This is a genomic window from uncultured Endozoicomonas sp., from assembly GCF_947495845.1.
Lineage (GTDB): Bacteria > Pseudomonadota > Gammaproteobacteria > Pseudomonadales > Endozoicomonadaceae > Endozoicomonas.
On the sequence record NZ_CANMAO010000026.1, the window covers coordinates 20,625 to 44,795 of the forward strand.

18 protein-coding genes are annotated in these 24,171 nt (G+C 43.6%); 6 read left to right on the forward strand and 12 right to left on the reverse strand.

Features of this window, described 5'->3' with window-relative positions; translation table 11 throughout:
- The 11 genes from Q1B11_RS15540 to Q1B11_RS15585 form a co-directional block, all read right to left on the reverse strand.
- Positions 1 to 504 carry a hypothetical protein gene (locus Q1B11_RS15540; RefSeq protein ID WP_299734236.1) on the reverse strand — a complete coding sequence of 168 codons (504 nt, stop codon included), beginning with the start codon at positions 502 to 504 and terminating at the stop codon, positions 1 to 3.
- A 1-nt stretch (position 505) separates the two neighbouring features.
- Positions 506 to 910, reverse strand: a complete 405-nt coding sequence (locus Q1B11_RS15545) for a hypothetical protein (RefSeq protein WP_299734237.1) — start codon at positions 908 to 910, stop codon at positions 506 to 508.
- Positions 911 to 970: 60 nt separating this feature from the next.
- On the reverse strand, positions 971 to 1,111 hold the full coding sequence (locus tag Q1B11_RS15550; RefSeq protein WP_299734238.1) for a hypothetical protein: 141 nt from the start codon (positions 1,109 to 1,111) through the stop codon (positions 971 to 973).
- A complete protein-coding gene (locus Q1B11_RS15555; RefSeq protein ID WP_299734239.1) occupies positions 1,104 to 1,586 on the reverse strand; it encodes a hypothetical protein in 483 nt (160 codons plus the stop codon). The genes Q1B11_RS15550 and Q1B11_RS15555 overlap by 8 nt, the downstream gene beginning before the upstream one ends.
- Entirely contained in the window at positions 1,576 to 2,994 is a 1,419-nt protein-coding gene (locus Q1B11_RS15560) for an HlyD family type I secretion periplasmic adaptor subunit (protein WP_299734240.1), read from the reverse strand. The genes Q1B11_RS15555 and Q1B11_RS15560 overlap by 11 nt, the downstream gene beginning before the upstream one ends.
- A gap of 1 nt (position 2,995) precedes the next feature.
- Entirely contained in the window at positions 2,996 to 5,131 is a 2,136-nt protein-coding gene (locus Q1B11_RS15565) for a type I secretion system permease/ATPase (protein ID WP_299734241.1), read from the reverse strand.
- Positions 5,132 to 5,659: 528 nt separating this feature from the next.
- Positions 5,660 to 6,106: a Mov34/MPN/PAD-1 family protein gene (locus Q1B11_RS20465; protein ID WP_366139479.1), complete on the reverse strand. Its 447-nt coding sequence runs from the start codon at positions 6,104 to 6,106 to the stop codon at positions 5,660 to 5,662.
- Complete coding sequence (locus tag Q1B11_RS15570) at positions 6,094 to 7,758, reverse strand: E2/UBC family protein (RefSeq protein WP_299734242.1); 1,665 nt, start codon at positions 7,756 to 7,758, stop codon at positions 6,094 to 6,096. The genes Q1B11_RS20465 and Q1B11_RS15570 overlap by 13 nt, the downstream gene beginning before the upstream one ends.
- Before the next feature lie 21 nt (positions 7,759 to 7,779).
- On the reverse strand, positions 7,780 to 8,982 hold the full coding sequence (locus Q1B11_RS15575; protein ID WP_299734243.1) for a CBASS cGAMP synthase: 1,203 nt from the start codon (positions 8,980 to 8,982) through the stop codon (positions 7,780 to 7,782).
- A gap of 13 nt (positions 8,983 to 8,995) precedes the next feature.
- On the reverse strand, positions 8,996 to 10,027 hold the full coding sequence (locus Q1B11_RS15580; RefSeq protein WP_299734244.1) for a CBASS cGAMP-activated phospholipase: 1,032 nt from the start codon (positions 10,025 to 10,027) through the stop codon (positions 8,996 to 8,998).
- Positions 10,028 to 10,112: 85 nt separating this feature from the next.
- Positions 10,113 to 11,192 (reverse strand): WYL domain-containing protein, encoded by a 1,080-nt coding sequence (locus Q1B11_RS15585; protein WP_299734245.1) that lies wholly within the window; start codon positions 11,190 to 11,192, stop codon positions 10,113 to 10,115.
- Positions 11,193 to 11,349: 157 nt separating this feature from the next.
- On the opposite strand from Q1B11_RS15585, the gene Q1B11_RS15590 reads away from it, so the two are divergent.
- The 4 genes from Q1B11_RS15590 to Q1B11_RS15605 are packed head-to-tail and all read left to right on the forward strand — an operon-like array spanning position 11,350 to position 17,133.
- Entirely contained in the window at positions 11,350 to 12,177 is an 828-nt protein-coding gene (locus Q1B11_RS15590; protein WP_299734246.1) for a Wadjet anti-phage system protein JetD domain-containing protein, read from the forward strand.
- Positions 12,164 to 15,145, forward strand: coding sequence for a hypothetical protein (locus Q1B11_RS15595; protein WP_299734247.1), 2,982 nt, complete (start codon positions 12,164 to 12,166; stop codon positions 15,143 to 15,145). The genes Q1B11_RS15590 and Q1B11_RS15595 overlap by 14 nt, the downstream gene beginning before the upstream one ends.
- Entirely contained in the window at positions 15,142 to 16,587 is a 1,446-nt protein-coding gene (locus tag Q1B11_RS15600; RefSeq protein WP_299734248.1) for a hypothetical protein, read from the forward strand. Before Q1B11_RS15595 ends, Q1B11_RS15600 begins: the two co-directional genes overlap by 4 nt.
- The gene (locus tag Q1B11_RS15605; RefSeq protein WP_299734249.1) at positions 16,588 to 17,133 is read left to right on the forward strand and encodes a hypothetical protein; all 546 of its coding nucleotides are present in this window, start codon (positions 16,588 to 16,590) and stop codon (positions 17,131 to 17,133) included.
- A 93-nt stretch (positions 17,134 to 17,226) separates the two neighbouring features.
- Here the strand turns inward: Q1B11_RS15605 and Q1B11_RS15610 are convergent, their stop codons facing one another.
- Positions 17,227 to 17,463: a hypothetical protein gene (locus Q1B11_RS15610; RefSeq protein WP_299734250.1), complete on the reverse strand. Its 237-nt coding sequence runs from the start codon at positions 17,461 to 17,463 to the stop codon at positions 17,227 to 17,229.
- Positions 17,464 to 18,127: 664 nt separating this feature from the next.
- Here Q1B11_RS15610 and Q1B11_RS15615 point away from each other — a divergent pair.
- Both Q1B11_RS15615 and Q1B11_RS15620 read left to right on the forward strand, forming a co-directional pair.
- Positions 18,128 to 22,927, forward strand: a complete 4,800-nt coding sequence (locus tag Q1B11_RS15615) for a protein kinase (RefSeq protein WP_299734251.1) — start codon at positions 18,128 to 18,130, stop codon at positions 22,925 to 22,927.
- Positions 22,928 to 23,267: 340 nt separating this feature from the next.
- Positions 23,268 to 24,131 carry a tetratricopeptide repeat protein gene (locus Q1B11_RS15620; protein WP_299734252.1) on the forward strand — a complete coding sequence of 288 codons (864 nt, stop codon included), beginning with the start codon at positions 23,268 to 23,270 and terminating at the stop codon, positions 24,129 to 24,131.
- The last annotated feature ends 40 nt before the right edge of the window (positions 24,132 to 24,171 follow it).

The window sequence follows — 24,171 nt, forward strand, 5'->3', positions numbered from 1 at the left end:
TTACCTACTTTTTTTTAAACACAAAATTAACAGAAGAGATAAAAACAAAGCACTCAAAAACCAATTCAGGAACGAGACCGGCTTCATGTACTCTTTAATCATCATTTCTTTGTTGATAACAGGTTTAGAATTTAAAAAAATCTGACTTATAAATAATTCCTGTGTTATCAAATTTGACATTAAATACTCGATACAGACACTATCTCCTTTCTTGATCTTAATCTCAGAAAGTGGAGAATGAATATATTTATCACCAACCTTGAAGACTTCAGCTGAACCATTAACCCCCATTACCTTCATTCTCCACGTAGCTATACTCAGCCCCGGCTCACTAAAATGATAGCTTTGTACATTTCCACATATTTTTTTAACCCCTAGCAGGTCACCTTCCTTTCTAAGACTTTTCTCCACGCATGAAGAGAAAAAAATAACAAAGAAAACAATAAGTAGAGATGAGAAATATCTCCTCCCTTTAGACATAGGTACTGATAACACTAAACTCATGTCATACTCCTTTTTTAAATTTTCCCACACACAATTCGATTAATTGAAACAGAATGAGTGTTAAGCAAAATACGTAGACTGAGAACCCAAATTCACGAACACCTCCATCAAAGTAGTTGTCATGAGATATGAAAACTACATAATAAACTCCCAAGCTTGCAGCAAGGGCATGCCAAAAATAATTCATTAAAACCTTATCAATGACATAATCAAAGGAGCCTGCCTCTCGCAGCTCTCTTGAATAAAAGAACTTTCTGACAGCTACTACAAAAAAACCAATAGAAAACATCAATATCAAATCAATGAATTTCTTATCCAAACTAAGGAGTACATAAATGTTATCAGAGAGAAAGAACTTAACCCCCCAGAACCCAAGCATATAAATTAAAAAGAAAAATAACTCCATACTCACTCCAAAAAAAATAGCCAACTATACATTTAGTGACACACCTAAAACCTATTTCTGTCACACCGCACTATTAAAATCTTGTTCAGTTGCTTTATCCGCAATTACAGTTAAAACAGAAGATAAACCACTAGCAGTTTCACCCCAATATTTGTCAAAGTGATTTTGAAATCTTCCATTATGGCCTGATGAATTACTCATTTATTTCTCCTTTCACTTTACTAAAGGTTATTGACAAAAATATCGTTACAAGACTTAAAGAAACGAATATAAGTAGGACTGCTCCAACCCAATCCATCATCTGAGTTACTCGTTGTAATAACTTTGTATACATACCCTGCTCAGTCAGTGGTATTAGTCCAATGCCAGCAAGAAAAAAACATGGAACTAGCAGAAAAAAAATAACTCTTTTCTCTATAGATAGTGGTGGGTCTACGATGACTTGATGTCTAATCATAAAAAAAATTATTGGAAGTGAAACAATATAAAAAGCTACAGACCAACAAAATTTTTCATTGTTGCTGATATAAGTTTGAAAATCACTTAATAATGATACGGTGAAAACACTGAACCCTTGTTCACTAGAGAACAAAGTGGAAAACAATATTCCACTGACAAACCAGAAGAACAAAATTATTGCACTTCCTTTTTTCAGCACTATTTGTTTACCTTTCACGAATACTCTCCTGCTTAAACCTCAACAGCGGACTCAAAAAATACTCAATCAGTCGTCTTTGCCCGGTTTTGATCTCTACCGCCACACTCATTCCGGGTGCCAGGTTCACCTTACGGCTTTCTACCTGCATCCATTCTTTTTCAATTTGCACATTGGCAAGATATCTCAGCCCTAACTGCTCATCGGGCACGGCATCGTTGGAGACAGTGATTAACGTGCCATCGATCAAACCATATTTGGTGAAGTTAAAGGTGTCGATTTTCACTTCGGCACTTTGGCCTTCGTGAACAAAACCGATGTCTTTGTTCAGTATCCAGGCTTCCACTTCCATCTTCGCTTCGGCGGGGACGATCTGCATCAGTGCCTGTGCCGGTTGTACAACGCCACCAATGGTATGCACTTGCAATTGTTGTACTGTGCCATCGATGGGTGAGGTAATCTGTTGCTGGTCGTGCAACTCTGCTGCTTTGATTCGTTCCTGTTCCAGAGTGTCCAGCTGACGGCGCAGTTGTTCCTGTTGATCGAGGCTTTCCCTGCGTGTCTGGGCGTGGAGGCTGGCCAGCTGGTGTTGCAACGCTTCTGCCTCTGCACCCAGTTGGTTGACGGCGGCGGTTTGCGCCTTGATATCTTCTTCCAGCTCGATGCGCTGTTGTTCCAGCTCCAGGTATTGCACTTTGGAGCCGTAACTTTTGTCGTAAAGGGCTTTTAGCGACTGGGTGCGCTCTTCAATAATGGGGAGTACCCGTTTGAGTTTATTCACTTGAGCGACAATGGTTTGTTGTTCGGCACGTTTGCTTTTTTCCTGGCTGATTAGGGCGTTTGCCGAGGTTTTGTAATCTTCGATTTGTTGGAGTAATAACTGCTGTTCGAAGGTTTGTGCTTCTGTATCCAGGGAGATATGCATTCCCACGGGGAGCCCAAAAGGTCTTGAAACCATGGCAACGAGGTCGGAGGAGTGATGATCAAGATAAGCCACAAACGCCTGCTGCCTGGCGAGCTGCAGACTCAAGGCGGTAATTTCCTGCTGCAACCGAACACTCTCTGCTTCGGTGACTGTGCCCACCAGAGTAATCAGTGCATCACCGGCTTTGACCTCATCGCCTTCGTGCACATGAATGGCCTGCACCTCACCAATCACAATGGGCTGAATGGTTTTCACCCGTTCGCCCGGTATGATTTTGCCTTGCGCCGTAGCCACGATATCGATTTTTCCAAAACAGGCCCAGAGAATAGCGATCACAAACAGCGCAATAATGACTTTAACAATCACACGGCTTGCCGGGCTGGCGGGGGTATCTTCCACTTCCAAAGCCGCCGGCATAAACTGACGGCGAGTGTTGTCCAATGCTTCAGGTCGCTCGGTTCGGCTCAGCAGTGCTTTGGAGGCTTTTGAGAACAGTGATGTCATTTTATACTGCCTCCCGCAAACCATGCTGATGGGCATTCAATCTTGCATAATGACCACCTTGTTTGACCAACTGATCGTGACTGCCTTCTTCGACAATACGCCCTTTATCCATCACGATAATGCGGTTGGCATCCCGCACCGTGGAAAGACGGTGGGCAATAATAAAGACCGTTCGACCCTGGCTGATTTTTTTCATGTTCTGCTGGATGATGTGTTCCGATTCGTAATCCAGGGCACTGGTGGCTTCATCAAAAATCAGGATTTTCGGATTGGTGAGCAACGCACGGGCAATAGCAATGCGCTGTTTCTGTCCGCCGGAAAGCGAGCTGCCTTGTTCACCCACATTGGTGTCGTAACCTTCGGGCAATTCCAGGATAAAATCATGGGCACCGGAGAGTTTCGCCGCTGCCATCACCCGTTCGATGGATGCACCCGGATCGGCCAGGGCAATGTTGTCCCGCACCGATCGGTTGAACAGGAAATTTTCCTGCAACACCACACCCACTTGTCGGCGTAACCAGGCGGGTTCGACCAGTGCCAGGTCAACACCATCCACCAATAGACGACCAGACTCAGGTACATACAATCGCTGAACCAGTTTGGTCAGCGTACTTTTACCCGAGCCAGAACGACCCACAATACCGATCACTTGCCCGGGGTTGACCGTGAGCGATACACCATTAAGTACAGCAGGCCGATCGGGCTGATAACGGAAGGTCACGTGTTCAAAACGTACCTGACCTTTCAATGCAGGTAATGTGGTTCGGTTCGGATCGTGCCCCGGTTCGGTAGGGGTATTCAGTACATCACCCAATCGTTGCACCGAAATGCCGGCCTGCTGGAAATCCTGCCAGAGCTGCACCAGTTTCAGGATCGGCGCACTCACCCGGCCGGCAATCATATTAAAAGCGATCAGCATACCCACGGACATCTCACCATTGATGACCAATGTGGCACCGACCCACAACGTCAGCACCGTGACGACTTTATTGATTAACCCGGCAAACTGGCTGGCAATATTGCCAAGGTTCATGGCCCTGAAGGAGGCAGACACATAAGCCGCCAGCTGATCTTCCCAGTGCCGCTGCATCTGGGGTTCTACGGCAGAGCTTTTGATGGTTTCTATACCGGTGACGGACTCCACCAGGAAGGATTGATTTTCGGCACCGCGTTTGAATTTCTCATTCAGCCGCGCACGGAGAATCGGGGTGACGATTAAAGAGAGCAGGATATAAAACGGAATGGAACCCAACACGATCCAGGTCAACGTTGGGCTGTAAAAATACATCACGACGAAAAAGACGACGGTGAATAACAGGTCGATACACAATGTCAGGGCAGAGCCGGTAATAAACTCCCGAATGGTGTCCAGTTCCCGCACTCGGGCCACCGTATCGCCCACTCTACGAGTCTGAAAGAATGCAATGGGTAAGCGCAGTAAGTGATTGAACAACCGAGAGCCAAGCACCACATCGACTCTGTTGGTGGTGTGACTGAATACGTAATTCCGTAGGCCGTTCAGAACAATATCAAAGAATGAGAGTACCAACAGGCCAAATGCCAATACGTCCAGCGTCGTTAATGCCTGATTAACCAGCACCTTGTCGATAATCACCTGAAAGAACAGTGGGGTGATCAGGGCGAACAGTTGAATAAAGAAGGAAGCCAGCAATACTTCAGAAAGTAACTTCTTATGCTTCAGCAAAGCGGGAATAAACCAGCTGAAATCAAACTTGGCAAAACTGCTCGGCAGTAAAGAACGTTTTGTGAATAACAGCACATCACCAGAGAGTAAGGTTTCCAGCACATCCAACGATACCGCCTCGGGAGACTGTTTCAACGGGCTTTGAATCAGAGCCTTCCCTTCATGCACCCGGGCAATGATGAAGTAGCTGCCATCCACCTGTCGTGCAATCGCCGGCAACGGCAGGTCCACCAGCTGATCCATCGTCACCTTGATTTTTCTGGCTTTCAGCTTCAGGGATTTCGCCGCCCGAAGCATGGCAGTATCGTCCAGCGCGGCATCAGCACGACCAAACTGGTGATGCAATTGTTCAGCCTCTGCCGCTACGCCATGAAATTTAGCCAGCATCACCAGGCAATGAATACCGGTATCGGTTAATTGGGTTTGATTCACTACAACGACTGTCCAAGTACTTAGCTTTATTCGTGGACACCGTGCCATTCATCCGAAAGCACGATTGAGTAGAGGCAGCCTGAAGCACTAGCACATTTGCAGAGCATAACAAACCCACCAGAATCAGATCACTGAATCCAGAAAACAGGTAATTAAGCCATTAAAATATAGCGGTAGCCCCTCAGACTTGAAGGGGTTGTTTAGATATAGGCGTTACGGCCACGCACATAGGCCATCATTGCTGGTATCATCCCATAAAACCTTGTCAGTATGTTTTTGAGAATGGTTGTTATTTTGTGATCGAGTTCGCATTTAAACAGCTGTTTTATTAGCTGTCAATGGTCGCTTATTGATCATTGTCAATTAAGTTCAGGATTAAAGAAAAGCCAGTAGAAGCAACATCGCTGCCTATGAGTGGCGGGCTCGCCATGTTAAATAGTGAGTGCAGTGTCATTTAGAGGTTTTGTATATTCTCAGCTACCCTAGCAAGGCAATAAAGTAATTTACAGAAAATCTTCTTCATGACCACTATTCTTCCAACAATAGACAGCTATTTCTTACTTGAACATATAGTCTGCCGCGACCAACGATAACAAACGATAGTGGACGGTTATACTTCGATTGAATGACCTTCCATTCCCTGCAGTCAGTCAGAGATGGCGAGGGAATTTCTTCAGGGTGTGTATGCCATTCACCCAGATAACAGATTTTCTGCTGTGATGAGTTATGAAGAGCCTGTGCCAACATCATGTGGTGACGATCTTTTCGCAAAAACGAGAATCTGCTTTGCTTGTCTTCTGGCATTGGGGCGGTGCATTTGATGATTTCTAAATGAGGGTCCCTCCAGTAGCCAAGCATTAGCCCTCCGGATTCAGGTCCCTCAACTTGACAGTGACTTTGAAAAAAAGCCAGCACATCAGATGACATAAGCACCATATGGGGGGACTTCAAATTGTAGAATGCTAAATCCCGCATACTGGACACCCTTTGACTTGTGACAGTTTCTTGTTCGGAAATACTCTCGTCGTCGCTTTTAAAGCCATGGATTTAAAGGTGTAACGAGTATCCCCCTGTAACCATTCGTACAACATGTCCAAACAAAGTGCGGCAGCATGATTCGGTGCTGAAGGAAGGTAAGGTTGAAAAGACTCCCCACATGCATAACTCCTTCTCACTTGAACAGTATCATTACGCAGGGGAAATCTGGGCTGGCCGTCAGGCAGTCTCAGACAACGGTAACAAGCACCACCTTTTTGGTTCCACAAACCTCGAACGGATTCTCCATGTCCTTCTATCCAGATGTGCAATAAAGAAGTATCTTTTATAGATAGGTTTTGCTGAACCCATCTTCGATTTAACTGCTCTGAAAACCCTTCAAAGCCTGTGGCATCGATAATGAGATGGTATTTATCAAAGGCTTCTGTTTCAGACCAGTTATATTGTTTCGCTACAACATCTATGCTTGGAAACTCCTGACTGAGTTTATGTGCACAAGCTGATGACTTTGTGCAATAAAGGTAGCCGGCGTCGAGATAGTGGCGACCCAAATTGCTTGCATCCAAAACACCGTTATCAAAAATGGTTAGTCTTCCACCTCCAACACCAGCACCACACTGAGCAAGCAGCCTCAACAAACCACTTCCAATTGTGCCTGCACCGATGATGGCAATACGTTTTCCCATAAATGATGCGCTGGAGGGTAGGTTTCTACTTACAATATGTTGCTGATGTGCTCTTCTCAATGAGACTTTTTCAAACCGGAGTAGTCGTTTTGAGTTTTGAATCCGCTTTCGATAGTGGGTGGGCGGAAGGTTTTTCAGTTCATGAAATAGTTTTTCCTGCAGCAGAGTTAAAATAAAACCCCATTCACCAGCCTCTGAGCTGAAAATTACGCCTAGTGTTCTCTTTCTGTTTTCCTTCATGGATAGAGCGTTGAGAAGTCTGTCATAGAGGCTTTGGTCATTCGTTTTGAGCCAGCTCAGAAAACCGGGCCATGTCTCGATTGACCAGCTAACCCTATCTTCCCATGGAATGACAGGCTCTTTATTCAGTTTAAAACACAAGCATGAATGGTGATTGATATCTGTCTCGCATCCCCATACTTTGAGCATCCTGTTGATGTCTGCTGCACCGCCGACGAGTATCTCCTCTCGTTGATTATTCAACCTGTCGTAAAACACAGCTGTCACAAGTTTATAGGAATGACTACTCGTCACTCCTGATACCAGGGAGCCGTACATTTTTGCGCCCCAATACGCAAGAAACTCCCTGGGGACATCGTTATCCAGATTGCCATTCAGTATGTGAGTTAATGTATCTGCAGCTTTGGCAAGAAGAGATCTAATGACCTTGACAGGCTTGGAAGGATCAAGATAAACCTCCTCACGCTCCAAATAGCAAAGCTCTCCATCGCTCGATACATGGGGTAAAGGTTTTTGAAATGCTTTTGGGCGATCATCAAGCAAATAAATTTTAGGAGCCTGAATAAAGTCACAGTCTTCGAGCTTGATGCAAATGGGTACCTGTAAATTTTTTACTGGTAAATACCCCTCAAAGGCGAAAGCAGTCCTGGAACCAGCTTGCCTTTGAAAGCCCAGCCCTGAAAGCTCCCGACTGATCTTTAACAATGAGTTATCCGTGTTCAAACTTCACCCGGAGCGTACGTTTGAGGGAATAACGTTGTCAGTAATACTTAATGCGGGTGTATTTCTGATTTGCTCAACTCTACTTTCCGAATCTCTTACGGGTTCAATCCAGTCAGGCCTGTCGGGAACTCGATCACCAAACAACTCTTGCATCAACATCACCGACTCATCCGGGGATCCTGCACCATCGATAGTGTCAGTAAGCTTACTTTTAAGCGTGTTTACTTCCCGTATGACCTCTTCGAGGTTCTCTTGTCCTCTTGGATATACCACTTCAAGCTGTTGATCATCGCCTCTCGTCGTTGGGTTGGTCACTTCTCTAATGCTGTCAGACAGCTTTTTCACCACTTCCAATAAGGCGTAGTCATCCCTCTCTCTATCCTTCAAAACAGGGTATGCATCTGCAGCACAGATCATCAATGCAATTGATGAGGGGCCTCCAGATGGCCAAGTGTTGTCCCGCCAGGCTTTCAGGTAACGACATAATCGGCGTAATCTTTCTCCTTTGGTAACGACCTCATCATGAAACCAGTCACTGATAGCCATTGGGTCGGAGGCACGCCACTCAGCCCCCCTGATGGCCAACCACACCTGATCCTCATCGAGTCTTGTGAGTTTTCTACTTTCAAGTGAGGTGTATGAATCCATGACAGACTCATTGAGTGTCCAGCTACGAGCAGAAGCGTTCAAAGCAACCAATTCGCGGTATCTGTCATCAGGAATCGCGTATAGAGGTACATCAATGTGAGCTCTGTCAGACAATATTACTCTGGAACAAGTAGCTTTCTTTGAAAATACCCATCCCTGACTTTTTGCCAATGCTTTTAATGCACCATCGACAACATCAAACATAAACTGATTTGCCAGAGTAGGACTGCCGTTAACAACGGACATTGGTAAATACACACCATCATCAAGGTCGATCTCCTGTCCGGGCTGACAAGGTGCATTCAGAGTTCGATACGCAAATGAACCTTGCGTAAAAAACTTGGGTTTTATATTTTGAATATTTTCCAACTCATCTTCGGCTACTTGTTGTGAGAGGTAGTTTCGGGCTTGGTGAAACGCCTCCCTAATAGCTTTTCGAACCTGTTTTCTGGCCGCCAAAAGCATCGTTTCCTCAGAAGGTTTGATATTCAGACGATGAAGGAACCGGTCTTTCTCCGGAGTTTTTTTGTAATAGATCGGCGATGTGTTTTTATTCAAGGTTGCTACTCCCTCAGCATTTTTGGTTAAAGAACTCTGGAGCTGCTGCACAATGATCGAGCATCTCCCGTAACTTATGGTTAGCAAGGTGCTTCTGCCCAGAGATTGAAGCCATTCCGAGTAAGGTTTTAGTGGATGCTTCAGTCACCTTATCAAGATCTATGTTACGACTCTGATCTACTGTAATTTCCTCATCAATATGGATGTACCTATCATTTCCCAGCTTTTGCTGGAGCATGTTATTCGTTATGCCTTCCTGACATGCCATCATCAGATCAATCAACTTTGGTCCCCACTGCCAAAGCCCTTTATTGGGTGTCAAACTTTGGTCTGCCCGGCTTATAGAAGACAGTGTTCCAATAGATAGGAGATGTATTTCTTTCTCAATAGCGGAAGGTATATTGATCTCAGCTTCATGACAGGCGTACAAGCCTGGAGCATTGCCCACCAATCCACCGTCAACATAGATTTGATTGTTAAATTCATAGTTGGGGAAATAGACCGGTGCTGCACTTGTTGCCATAGCCACATCCACCAGTTTGCGTAAACCATCCTGATCGTACTCTGGATTATGCTGTGTCTTAAAAAACTGGCCCAGACCTTTTGTCCAATTCGCAGATGTAATTAATACTCGCGTACTGAGATCATTGATGGTCTTATCACCAACCACTTCAAAAATGGTTTCTTTAAGTGGCTCAGACTGATATTTGGCTCCCATGAGTCCATGGCTGTAACTGAATTTATGGCCTGAACATTTCCAGACGAGTTTCTCCATAAATTGAAAAGGCTTAAAAGAGAAAGAAGGGAAGATCTTAGATCCATTCTTTTCAAGTAATTTAACCAATTGTTCGCCAGTTACTCCGGATGCCAGTGCTAGCCCAAGAATTCCTCCAATACTTGTCCCGGCAATCAAATCAAACGAGGCTGCAAGTGGTTTGCCGGAACGTTGTTCCAGCATATCAATAACCTTTGCCGTATATAGTCCCCGGTAACCTCCTCCGGAAAGGGACAGTATTTGAAATCGCTGAGCATCATTATTATTCATCGCGACCTCCATTTGTCTGCGAATATTTACCATTGGGGCAGTAATCTGAGATTTAATGCTCTCAGTACTATGTATTAGTGGATGATCATTTTTCGAAAATGACTTTCAACTCATTCAAACCATTGACGGACAACTGTCTTAAAACCGAAGCAACCGCTTGATCAAAACTAAAGTGCTTTCTTTTAAATTTCAGAGATACAACACCATTTGACTCAGATAACACCCCATCATTACATCCTGACTGAAAAACCCTATCTTCCAGATGGCTGGTGATTTTATCTACACCGCATAGAACAACAGTAAAGTTGAAATCAGTGACCTCATACCCTGGTGCAATCGTCAACGAAGGCACGTCCTGCAGCTCTTGCCTGTTTATCAGGGCAAATGGGTATTGGATAGGTTCCAACAAGCCCGCGCCAGAGCAGTCAACACGCCACTCTGCAAGCAGGTAACCAGCAAAGCCTGAAATCACTGAGAAGTTCTTCACTCCTCCTCGCGGTAGGTCATGGTCACGTTCGACACTTTCCTTAGATGAGTGATTAGGGTGAGCACCTATCGTTAATATAATTTCTTTTGACCACTCTTCATCAACTGACAAATGAATAGGCTGTGGGAGTTTCTCAAGTTTTGAAGATATAACCCTGGTCAGTTTTAAGGTAATAAAACGGTGACGATCAATTTCATAGACACGGACATAGCGAAAACCGCTCGCAGCAAAAAGGGCAACAGGTATCACAATACGTTCCAACCCATTACGACCAGCGGTTTGGTATAAAAGTCGAACAGGTTCTTTTAACGACAACGCTCGGGTAATCGGAGCGATGACATCAGCATCAAGAGCCGGATATGACATAGGCTGGGTATATCCAAAATTAGGCCTGTCAACCCATTGCTGAACAAGGGAACTGGTCAGTAGGTCCAGTATTACTTCAGGGTTATGATCAAATTTCGGGCTGTACTCTTCACTTGCCCAGTAACCTTCTCTACCTCGCCCCAATACACAGCTGGAGTCTTGCAGAGTTCCGAGGAAAGAGGATATATCCCGGCTGGCTGTAGCTACCCCTACTCCAAAGACTGATACCAGGTCACTACGGGATAGACGCCCCGTGAAATACAGCATCTGATCAATGAAGACATGCCGTGGACAGTCTTTAGCAGAACTCATTAATAGCTACTCCACAACTCATTATTTCAACCTTTCAGCTTTTGAGTTTTTAAGGTAACACGCAATTACTTAACTATCAAATGATAGTCTTTGTTGTTTTTATTTGTATCAATTGATACGATTATTTCGTTACCAATACTTTGGTGGTCATTTACGCATGAGTCAAAAGATTGCTTCCATGCTGAATCAGGTTGCAAACGGAGAGCCCATAAGGTGGATAACTCTGGTTAGAGCTTTTGTGAAGGAAGGCTTTCAGCCACCGGATATAGAAAAAATACTTGTGCCTGTAATGCGTAGAGGATTAACGCAAGTGACCATCGTTGAGCAGTTAGAGTTTGATGCTTTAAGGCGTCATTACCCGCTGAAAAATCTCAGTTCTAAAGCAACAGCAGCCTTATCGGGTAACACTCACGACGCAAGGAATCGTTCATCCCTATTGAATGTATCCCTACCAGGTAATGAATTTCCTGTATGTGCAATAGCCTTGAGTAGAGAGGGCTGGACTTACCCTTTCGAAGATGGAGAGTTTGCGCACGATGCAGTGATTATCGAAAATCTGGAAAATTTTCTATTCAGCAAAAAGACACGCCATTTTATTGCTCAAGCGTGCTCCTTTCATTTTAGCGATCCGCTAGTACTGATTTGGGGAGGAGGTCGTGCAGCGGAAAAAGAAGAACATCTTGAATTTCTCCAACGCTTTCATCGGGTGCATGTGTTGCCTGATTTGGACTTCGAAGGGTTGGCTATTGCATCGCGGCTGTCAAAAAAGCTGAATAACTTTGGTGAGTTTCTTTTGCCGGTTTACATCGATTTTTATATATCGATGTCATCTCGACATATGTCGCCTGAAGAGGCTGAAAAGCTTCAAAAACTGGCACTGAGGGAGCCGGATCTTTCGAACATTATCAGCAAACTTGTTAATGCAGAAGTCACCATTGAGCAGGAACTCTATCTTTTGGAACCATGCGACTATGACCACATTTGATGCTTTTGCGGATGCTAAAGAATACCGCTTCAATAAGATTGTGCTTGTTCACTCTGCCAGTGCTGCGTATATCGAGTTACCCATTGATACCTCATGTGCCATTTTGGGCGGAAATAATAATGGCAAAACCAGTTTACTTCATGCGTTCCTGCTTTTTCTGCTGCCAGAAGTAAACTTCAATGAGTGTGAGAAAAAGTTTGGGTTTCAATCCAATGGGCAAGTACACACAGGTATTGATTCGTTTAACTATTACTTTCCTTCTCGAGATAGCTACATCATTCTTGAGGCTACTAACCCAAAACATACTTTTTGTATCGTACTGCATCAAAGTAAGGAGCAGCTGGGGTATGGGCGTATTGCGGTAGCGAAACCGTATGCAGAAATAGAGCACCTATTTTGGGATAAGCAGAGTCCTGCCAATGGTGGAGAGGGTGCTCCGTGCTTTGATATTGGCTTCGCTGATGTTCAAAAGGCGCTATTGGATTTGGGTGGGGCAAAGCAGACCCAGCGCAGTGATTTGCGGGAACAGCTTTATAATCGGGTGCAAGTCGGGCGAAGTGATACTCAGTACTGTCTGGTTCCGCTGGGTAATGTGTCGGATTCGTCTATCGCAGCTCTTAAAACATTGCTGCAGTTATCAGCAGGTCTTCTTCCAAAGGGCAATGGTTTAGCAAAAGCAGTAGCCAGTGTTATCAGTAGTTCCATGAGTTCATCTAAGGATAAATCTGAGATTGACTTTGAACGCATACAGGAAGAGCGGGAGGAGTTGAGAGATAAACAGGATCACATCCAGAAACTGAAAAATAATAAACTAACGTGGGATGATCTGACTTCGGAGCGTGAAAAGTACAGGGCACTGAAAACCAAAGTGACCAATGATCTGAGTACGTTATTTCAGAAAGCTCTTAACCAGCAAGCATATCACCGTGCAGTAATTACTGAAAATGGTGAGCGGCTTCAAAGTATCGGTGCTGAAGCGGAGCGCCTGAGAGAGGAAAAGAGGCCTATTGTTGCTACTTTGGAAAAAGTCAAAAGTGACTTTGGTGTCATCACCGGACAGATAAAGGTAGTTGAAGAGCAAGTCAAAAGGGCCGAGGACTCAATAGCATCAACCACACCAGTAGCTCAAAGTAGCCATCATCAGGCAATCATTAAATATCTGGCTCAGTATCAGAAGGATTGTGAGGAGCGGCTTGATGATCTTCAGAATATCGACAGCGCTCGCTCCCGCCTCCAGGCCAACCTCAATAGACAAAAAGCAATAAATACTCGAATAGGGCAACTCGAGGCTCTTCTTACAACGGATAAAAGCTTGCTGGACGAACTGGATAGTCGAACGAGCGGGCTCATCTACTCCATCAATACCAATTTTGGCAATGTTCCAGCCCTTAAAAATGCAGAAGTTATCGAAGCTTGTCAGCATTTTGCTTCTGCTCTTGGTCGTGAAAATGAACAACTGACTGTTGGTGGTGCTGCAATACCAAATACATATTTCGCAGAACACAATGCAGAAGCTATCCGATTAAAGCGACAGGAGGAAATAAAGACTCTGGATAAGGAGTACGAGCAGCTAAAGCAGCAAATAACCAAAGATAAGCGCTTTCTTCAGGGCAGTGAAGCGGATCAGAATAATGAGCGCAGGGAAATTGAAGAAGAAATTCAGGGTGCCAAAGCTGATATTTCCAGCATTTACAGCTTTGAGGAAAACTCAAAAAAACTACAGGCTAATAGAGAAGAGCTGGAGTTGCTGACTCTGAATAGGGATGAACTGACAGTACAGATTGAAGCACTTGACGACGCCATCGACGCTCAGAAGCAGTTACACACAAAAACGCAGAGAGAGGCTAAAGACTCACAGTTAGCCAATAGTCTGCTTGATAATACACTCAGCACTCTTGATCGTTATTGGCATAACCTGACAAACGGGGTGTTTAATCACACTCCACAATCGACACCGTCAACATCAAATGATGCAGAGGCCATCAATAAAGAGGTCCATATACTGGATCAAGCCCTGTCAAAGGATCTGCATTCAGGGCGAGCTTATTGCATAGGGCTGCTTCGGAAGTTAGCTATGGCAGAAATAGTATCCGGTATCGATGATGTGCATTATGTCGAAATAAACAGCGGCGAGTTTCAAGAGGCGTACAACCGGTTGCATACCGAGTTTCATAATCTAGATATGTACGAAAAGGAACTTTCTGACAAGATTAAAAAGCACAATGCCAATACCTCTAGAGAGATCAGCTTGCTTGAACAGATTAACGGTGGTATTGAAGCATTCACTAATGAGATTAATCAGTCGTTTGCCGGAGTTCAGGTATCGAATCTTCAGTCTGTAGAGCTAAGGGTTCAAAAGCATGAAGGTTTTGTCACCCTTATAGGAGATGTTGCCCGTTTCAGAACGGATATGGATTCGTTAGCGTCTGATTCTTTTTATGATCGCCTGCGAAACTTTAGCGATAGATACCTGCAAAAGGGTGGGAGAAAAGGACTACTGGATATTGAGAGTATTGTTACAGGGGTGGAGTACATCTACGGCTTTGATGGACGTAAAGAAAAAACTCAACAGAGTAACGGCACGACCATCATGATCAATACCGTTGTATTGAGTATCCTGATAGATAAGCTTACTTCTGGCGACCTGAGAATGAGAATGCCCGTCATCTTTGATGAGGCGGCTGCCATTGATGAGAAAAATTTGCCTGCCCTTCATGGCATTGTCAACCGTGTTGGCCTCACCCTGCTGGCAGCCACTCCCCATTTTCAAATGCATATCGGCAACTCACTTGGTCATTGGCACTATCTCTTTGATCATAAGGTGGTTGATACCGAGCAGGTGGGAGATAAATGCACAACGATTTATTACAAGGAAAGTGAGTACCTTAAGCGCATTGAGCCGCTTCAACAGGACAAATTGGAAGAAACTGAGAAACCTTCTCTTATGGTCGAGAGTGGCACGGTATGAGCACTGCTACCCATCTTACCATTGCCGCAATTTTCGAGAATAAGCGACTCTTCTTTGAATTAATGGATCGCCACGATACGAGCAATCACTCCAGTGGATTTTTATTCCTGCTATCTGAATATGATCATGCCTTGAATCGGGCCAGTAAAGGAATGGATTCAGCCACAAGGAATAAGTTTATTGATGCACTATCGATTGATAACCTCAGATACAACGAACTCCTGGAGACACTCGACTATAACGAGGGACATTTTTCTCTGAATGCCCATGTTGAAGGGCTTCTCCGTCAACTTGAATCCAAACGAATTCGCGAGCTTTCTGACTATGACCTCAACCTTCTGATTGGTCAGATTGATGGCGCGCATGATATGGCAATGCGTGTAGGTCACTATCACAGTCTTGATTCAAGCTATAAAGAGATGTTCGAGGCAGTGAGGGATACTTTTTACAGTGTTGCCGCAAAACTGAGGGTCAACGTTAAGTCGCTTAAAGGTCATGCCTATCAGCTGAGCGAAATAGTCGAGTCAGTTGATTTTTCAGTGGATGGTCAGTATCTGAAATACCGGAAAACCATGGATCGTATTTCACAGCTGTATCAACGAAATGTGCTGCCGACTTTGATGTTCCTTAACCCTGACCTGGATATAAAACGCGTTCGAAATAGCAGTGCAATAGTCACATTACATCGTGAGTCTAATAAAGCCCCCATGCGTGTCATGCAGGAGATTGTTAATCACTTTGACCTGTTCAAAGCTCATGAGCAGTCACTCGTTCTTAACCGGTTACTGTTAGATATTAAAAGCCTCGGACGTGAGATTGACTTTGTGGCCGAGCAATTGAGCCGTTACCTTAAAATGGACGAAGAGGATCGTCGTTTTTACAATGCGGCAGAGGAACGTTTTAACCGTCTTAAAGACGTTGTTCGTGAAAACCAACGGGGGCAACAAAGAGGTTATCTACTTCAACCTACAGAAGCTGTATTTAAAGATGCAAGTATTCTTGGTCTTCTTAAAGCCTACCGCAGTGCGTATTCTCAGGCTGTAAACTGGCCCAAAGAATCTGCCAGGGAGAGTTATAACGAGTTACTACGCACTCGGCTTGAAGCTCTGGAGAGCAAGAGCGTACGTCAAAAGCCCAATCCAAAGGCAAATTTTACCTTTATTGATGCTCGAAAATCCGAACGTCTAATGACCACCTTGGATGAAATGGTTCTACCGGAAAAAAGTGACAATCTTCATTTGTTCCTGCATGAGCATTTGGCATGCAATATTGATGATTACGACTTGTCGTGGCTTGGCGAAGCGGTTGAATACATCAGTACTAAAGGGCAAATGACTATGATCCTGAATCATAAGACCAGGCTGAAGACGCTAGAACATAAGGGGTTCCAGCTTGGGTATCGCCCAAGAGCATTCCAGGTTTCCGCTAAAAAGGCAGTGTAAATGGACAAGTTCAAGAGCAAAGAAATATACGACATTTTTATGCAAGGGGCTTTCATTAACAAAAGTACTATGCAAGGAGATCGATTAGTTCCGAACCCGCTATTTGATGAGCTGGCTAATGAATATTCCCGAGAGCAGTATAGCGCTCTATATCAAGCCATTGGTTACGAGTTAATCCAATTAGGCGACAGTTTTTTTGTGAATCGAATAGGAGAAGTAGGTCAGTCAGGAGAGGTTGCCATGAAAATCATGGCTCTGTTTGACTTGTTGCATCGAGCCATGACATTTATGTCATGCAGATACTTGCAAATTACAGAGTTTTCACTTGGCATCGAATGGGCCACACTTCAGCAATATAACCAGAATGAAGAGTTTCAAAAAATACTGCAAGCAGTAGGGCTCAAGGACTCCTTTACCCGAGAGATAGAAAAGATATTGTTTACACGCAACTTGGCACTCAAAAATCATCGTGAGCGATTGGTCCTCAGTGATGCAGGAATTGCATTGTCTACACATTTTTTGAAAAGTGTTGAGGTGGTGGAGTAATCGAACGACGACGGGTAAGGCGGAACAAACCTGGAAACAGTCCTTTGGCGTAGTTAGCAGGAACGATTGATACTGTCTGATAGGTTCGAACTGTTAACACACTGCTTCGGGATAGAGACGTTTTATGATTTGAACATGGTTTTTTATAGCTAATATTTTTGACTGATTACTTTCCGATGTACGCCACTTCTCTCGAGCGCGGAGTTCTTCGCTTAGCTTGATGTATTCAGCCTTTGCAATTAATAGGCGAACTTGCATAGATGGGATTTTGGGGTAGTCTACAAAACCATCAGCTGTTGAAGGAACTTTTTTCCAGTCAAATTGTGTCATGTGCATCACTCGTAAGGTGCAGTGATCATACTATAGGTTCATGGTCGTTTATTGATTTTAGTTAATCTTTTAGTTGAATCTGACTGCACTAGATTTCCAAGAGCACTAATCGGGTTAGTAAGGGCTGAGACAGTACTCACAGGCACACAGTGGTGAGGGAGAAGTATCTTGGTAAGTCCTGCTGAAAAGTTGGGAAGGATTTTGTTATTTAGGAGCAATGTTGCTCTCAATAAATTATATATATTTCAATGAGTTATTGTCCCGTGAAATTAATTGTCAATCTTTTCTTAAAAAGTGGATGGTATATGACAATCTATTTTTAAAAAATGAATAAATGGGAAAAATGATGGTGGTCTAACCTGTTGAAATAAAAGAATAATTTATTTTGTGTTTTGACAATCTTTTAGCAAAAGATCACCTGAGTTATTCTTTTTTAATTGATGAGTCTGTTCTTACCAGCTTTTAATATTCTAATAGAAGCTGGTAAGGAGTTAGTTTTTCAATAGTTAGCATTGACAAAACTCTACATGGATAACTGAGGTGAAAGATAAAGTCACTGCTCTGTCAGGTATGAATCATATCAATCTTCTCAAATATGAAAAAAATGATTGGTAAATAGATTTAAACAGGCAGAGGTGAGAGGGATGACAGGAAAATATTTATTATGCAGCGAGATTTAAATGTCACTTCGGGAAATTCAACTACGAATATTCCTAAAAAGGAAGTTGAGCCAGATTCCAGTGATCAAGTAGCAGGGGAAGATGATCAGTCGGTAAAATCAAATCCTACTTTTTCAGGACGATCAATAACTCTGAGGGAATACATCGAGGAAAGCTGTCAAACTTATCACCCGGTTTTATCTGAATGCCAAAAAGAAAAAAAACTCCAACCTCTATTTAACTACAGCGTAACATCAGCATCAGCACGCCCAAGAATTAATCCAATGAGCAGTGAGGATGTGAAAATATTTGATAGCAGGCTTGCTACCAATGAAGAATTAGCCAGGTATAGAGAGTATCTGAAAGAAAATCATAGTGTTTTTATCAATGGAGTGGAATACAGTGTTGAAAATCTTTCAGAAAAAACACCTCTGCTGTATCAGTTTTTTTCGAAATCAAGTGAAAGTAAAATTACTGATGAGTATGTTGAGATATTTAGAAATAATTGCAGAATAGAAACAGGGCGAAGAATAATTATTTTTACAGATAGCTTTCATATTAATGAATATGATCGAAGGGTTTTTGAAGGTTTGGCTCAGGAATTTGATCATGTTAAATTATTTGATGCCTCTCAATTACCCGATGAGACATCCATTGATGATGTTAAGGTGGTTATAGATAGAGCGTCTGATGGTAGACCAGAGATTGAAATAATATCCGGTAGTGATGATTTTTTTCCTCAATATTTTAGACAGCATTGGGAGTATATGGACTGTGCTCGTAACTTGGCATTGCTCTTATGTGACCAGATATTCGAAGAAGCTTTTGGCGAGAAGAGTCAAGGGTGCATTTATATGGATTGGGATTTCATATTAAAAAGAGAAATTGGCGAGGTAAATCTTGTTGGTGGCATAGGGTGCTATATACAAGATGAGTTTGCTTCACAACTTGATGGTACCGTTGAACATCAGCTTGGAATTGATAATTGTCTTATTGCTGTCAGTCAGGGACAGCACCCTGCCATCAAGAGAATTTTCACAAATTCAAGTAGTACGCCATTTCGATCATTTGTATATGCAGTCAATAATTTTTTTTCTGAAAGGAATGAGGATGACCAAAAAAAAATTACAGTGGATGTGCGGATAGAAGTCGTACCGGAGGATTTCATCTCAAGAAAGTATCTTAACCCTCTGGAAAAAAGGTTTGGTAAAATAAAAGATGGCGAGCTGATACAATGGAAGGGTTTACAATATAATCCAAGTACAATATGGAGGCAAATGATTGCGTTTCCAGTGTCAGAAAGTATGGTTTCTGATGTCAGCCGTTTTCTTGATATAAGTACGTGGCAATCACAGAATACAGGGGGCAGAGTTGCACAGTCTTCGACTAAAAAAGCGACATCTGAGTCAGGGGGAAGTTCAGGAATATCAAATGATAGTTCTGTTAATACTCTCGAAGTTACCAGGCCTAAAAAAATATTAGTGGCTTCTTCTCAACAAAGTACCTCAAACGCTTTTAAATCTGAAGGACAGAAAAACTCAGATATAATTACGGTGAGAAGTCAGAAAGGTCAGAAACTATGGCGTAATGCTTTTCAAATAATAAAAGCAAAAAACACCCTAAGGTTAGAAAGAATTGACGAAGAAGACCCTGACCCTATCATTACAGATAAAAGCCCGTCTCCAGATCAAGAAGGCTCAATACTGACCGGTCCTCCCAGGTTTTCAAGAATAAGCCATCAATTTTCTTTACATCCCCATGAAGTAGCAGGGACTGGTAATTGGACAAAAGATAACCCGGTTATTGCTGCCAGAAGCATCAGTCGAAACGTTTATCATGTAGCAAAACCCTTGGGTGCTTTTGGTGAAAATGAGCTAGCCATTCTTATCGCATTACAACAGGATATGCACGAAAATATCGCTAACTATCTCGGCACAGAAACAGGTAAAAGCGGTAAAGAATATGTCATCCTTCAACAGGGTGGTGAGCCGCTCGGAGACTTGATTCGCCGAGGAGGAATGAGCTTAGAATTAATTGATAATTATATTTGGCAGTTGGTTAATGTCGTTGGCTACCTGAATAGTCGAGATGTTGTTCATAGAGATCTTAACCCCAACAATATTCTTTGCCAGGATGGCCAGATTAAACTTTGTGATTTTGGCCTCAGTAGCCAAGATGAGAATGATGCTCCTGCTAATGCTCCTCTGAGTTATGCTCCTATCGAGGCTTATCTTGGAATAAATCATGCTACCTATGATATGTGGACTATAGGCTGTCTCCTTTATGAATCAGTGACAGGGCGGCGGCTATTTCCTACGGAAATTATGAGACCCGTTGCACGTGCAGCGCTGTCTGCAAGGAATAGCAACACTCAATTCATTTTGGATGATTCTAATCCTTACTATAGAACCCTTATGGGTGTGATAGAAAATGCACAGCAGGAAATAAATCGTAGAGCAGGTAGCAATGCCGCTGATTTTTTCTCTCAGGTCATGGCGGTGGATTACAGAGAAAGGCTTACCGTTCAGCAGGCAGCGCAACATCCTTATATAGAAACGGCAGAGTCCAGCTCTTTTCAATTCGGTGGCGTTGAAAGACCTCTGTCAACAACGAGCAGCCCAGAGGCTACGATAGCAGCAGGTTGTGTTTTTGAAGGCAGTGCATCTCCAATTCATTATACGGAAGTGAGGACTGAAGAACTGCCTCAACAATCAACCGTTAATCGAGCAACTGTCAATTCAGATGTCTTATATAACAATCCTGATGATCTGGTACTTCGGGTGAATTCATATCAGAACATTAGCGGGACGAATACACAGGTTTCAGATAATGACGGGATAATTGAGATTCCCATTGTCCCAGGGCGCTCCTATAACAACCCTGACTATATGCTGCTTCAAACGGATGAATACCAGAATATCGATGAAGCAATTGCACAGACAATAGGCGAGGGAGGCGTTCCGAGTGTGCATGCTACTTCAGAAGTCTCTTTTGAGAATCTCGAGTATCTGTCACAGCAAACAAGTGCTCAGGTTGCAGCTGAAGAAGGGGTTTCCGGTGTTTCTCAGATTTCAGGGCGCTCATATGGGAATCCTGAAAACTTACTGGAAGCGAGTGCAGGCAGGAATGTAGCTGAAAGAAATGTACTCTACGCAGCTAAAGAAGAGAAATCCGGTATTTCTGAAGAGAGTAAAGTTAAAAAGCAAAAAGTCCGTATTCGAAGGCAACGCTCATCTCGAACGAAAAGCTCAGTGGCATTAAATAGTAATAACAGGCTAAGAACCATTCCTGAAGGTAGAGCGTTAAAAAACTTTAATCAAAATGGAAGAAATATTCAATTTGCCGAGATATCTACGTTGCAGCACATGAGGTGGTTGCCGGAGCAGAATAAGTTTGCAAGAAAGCTAAAAGCCATCACAAGAACTGAACGTGATGCAATAGCCACCTCATTGCAAGAGATATTAACTTTGGGAGGGGAACGAGTTCGACATACTAGTGCGGATGAGGGAATTCCAGATTCGGTTAGACGTGAGGTAGACATTCTTATCAAGGAGGCTGATCGTAATCTTAAGTCTAAAATGCGACAGGAATCGCTTTCACAAAGATGCCAGGTAAAAAGAGAAAAAAGTATAGCGACTTCAGCACGAACTCATAAAAAAACAGTTGCCTCAACTGTTCAGGCAGGCAGTTCGTCAAGGGCTGAGAGTTCGACAAATAAAAAGGTATCGAGAACAAAGAGCCGTGTTCGTAATTCAGCGCTCAGAGTTCCTGAAGTAAAAGTGACCTTGTACTTTTCTGAGACGCGGGCTCGGAACGGAAAAATAATGGGGTATCGCTATTACGCACAGTTTGATGATAATGAGATTGAAGAGATTGATAGAAGCACCTTTAATCTATTAAATCGACAACGAGAAAGTCAGCAACCTCAGCAAACAAAACGAGTGACGTTTGCACCGGAACTCGAGGTGTTTGAAGCGCCTGCAGCCAGTGAAGAAGAGAGCGGAGAAGTAAATACAACGGAGAGAAATACTCAGCAAACGCTTATACCCCAACCAGCAACGACATCTAATCGAGTGACGGTCGAAAGGCGTGTTCCTCCAAAGAAAAGAGGCTTTTTTAAGACGTTATTTAGTGTATTAAAGGATATGTGGTCAAGCCTTGACGAAGTTAAAGTTACACATCGTATAAATTACCTAGAGTTTATGGAGGGGTGGGGGGATGAAGCTGACTACTGGTTTCAGAGGAGTAATGCTTCGGGTGACCCTATGGAAGCACGTAACGCAGAAGATGCAGCAGATGAGGCGGAGTACGAAGCGGAAAAAGCGGCAGAATTAGCCTCTTGTCTCAGTGGTACGTCGTCGTATACAGGAGGGTTGTCATTATCTGGTTTATTTGGTTCTGGTGGAACCAGTAGTTATAGTTCTAACCATGCTGCAAGCAGTTCTTATGTTCCGTCATCGGCAAGTTCTGGTAGTGATGCACCACCGAGTTACTCCAGGTTAAGCAGCATGAGTGAGACACCACCGCCAAGTTATTCTGCATGGAGTAGTATTAGCGGTGATCCACCAAGCCACTATTCACCGAGTGAAGCCAGTAGCTCTACCGTGGGGCCAGCTTCGTATTGCTCCAGCTATGATTCAGGGAACTTCACGGACTCTACTTATGTTGGCTCAGGCAGTACAGGTTGGAGTGATGCCAGCAGTTTTGTCTATGCTCCAGGCGATGGTTCTGCCAATAACACGACCTGCTGTGACAACTACAGTGATCATAATATGGACTCTGGCTACAGTTCTCGGTCTCGATGATGCTGAGAAAAATTGAAGTCCCTAAGTAGTTGGTCATTTGGAATCGAATATTTCTGGCTTGTTGGCCAGGTTCTCTGCAAGGCGTAACGGCAGGAGCATAGCGAGCTATGTGACCAGAGTTGCAACGCAGTCAGAGAGCCTGATAAAAAAGTCAGAAAATATGATTTCAGGTGGTTAACTACTTAACCACAGAATAAGACGTTTATTGTCTTTTTAACGTAAGATTGGGTCTTGGTCTTTTTTAAAAATGTATGATGAATATCATTTATTTATGGGTATGGAGTAGTATGCCTTCTGACCGATAACGCTTATAGAATAACAACTCTGTTTGAGACCAGTAATGCCGCATAAATCTTTTAAACTGATCACAGTTATCCTTTGGTTAGTACTAAGCCCGTTGCCAGCCTTTGCTGAACAACCACCCTCCAATATTGATGAACCACTCTACAAACCTTTTATCGAGCGCTATATTCTTGATGAGCTGAAAATGCTTCGGCAAGATCAACAGTTTATGCGCACCGAGATGACCACAAAGGTGGCGGAAGCCCGCTTGGATGCGTCCGATCGGGCGGTGCGCTATACCACGGACACCGTCAATAATATCTTCTTTATTATTACGGCAGCGGCGTCCATCTTGGTGTTACTGGGCTGGCGCTCTTTACGGGAAGTTCGTGAAACCATCAAGGCTCAGGTAGAAAGTCAGGTTTCACAATTGACGTTGGAATATGAGCGTCGATTGAACGAGTTGGAAAATAAGCTGGTGCTTCGTTCTGAGCAGATTATTTCGGCTCAGGAAAAGATTTCCCAGACGAACCAGGTGCACTCGCTCTGGATGCGCTCCGGCCTGGAAACGAATCTCCATGAGCAAATTAATATTTATGATCAGATTCTGGAGATTTATCCCAATGATGTGGAAGCCCTCACTTACAAGGCGGACTCACTGCTGGATCTGGGTGAAGCGCGCTGGGCATTGTCACTGAGTAATCAAGCCATTGAGCATGATCATGAGTATGCGCTGGCCTACTGGCAAAGAGCCTGTGCAGAGGCATCGTTGGGGCAGCTTGATGAAGCAGTGAGTAACTTGGAAACAGCTATTCTTAAGTCGCCAGCTTTGAAGGATGAAGTGGCTACTGAAAAGGCATTTGAAGTGCTTAAGGATAATCTTTCTTTTCAGAAACTGGTTGACGCAGAGGGTGAGGAGTAAGGAGAAATTTGCCGAAAAAGCAAAGATGCTTTTTCGGCAG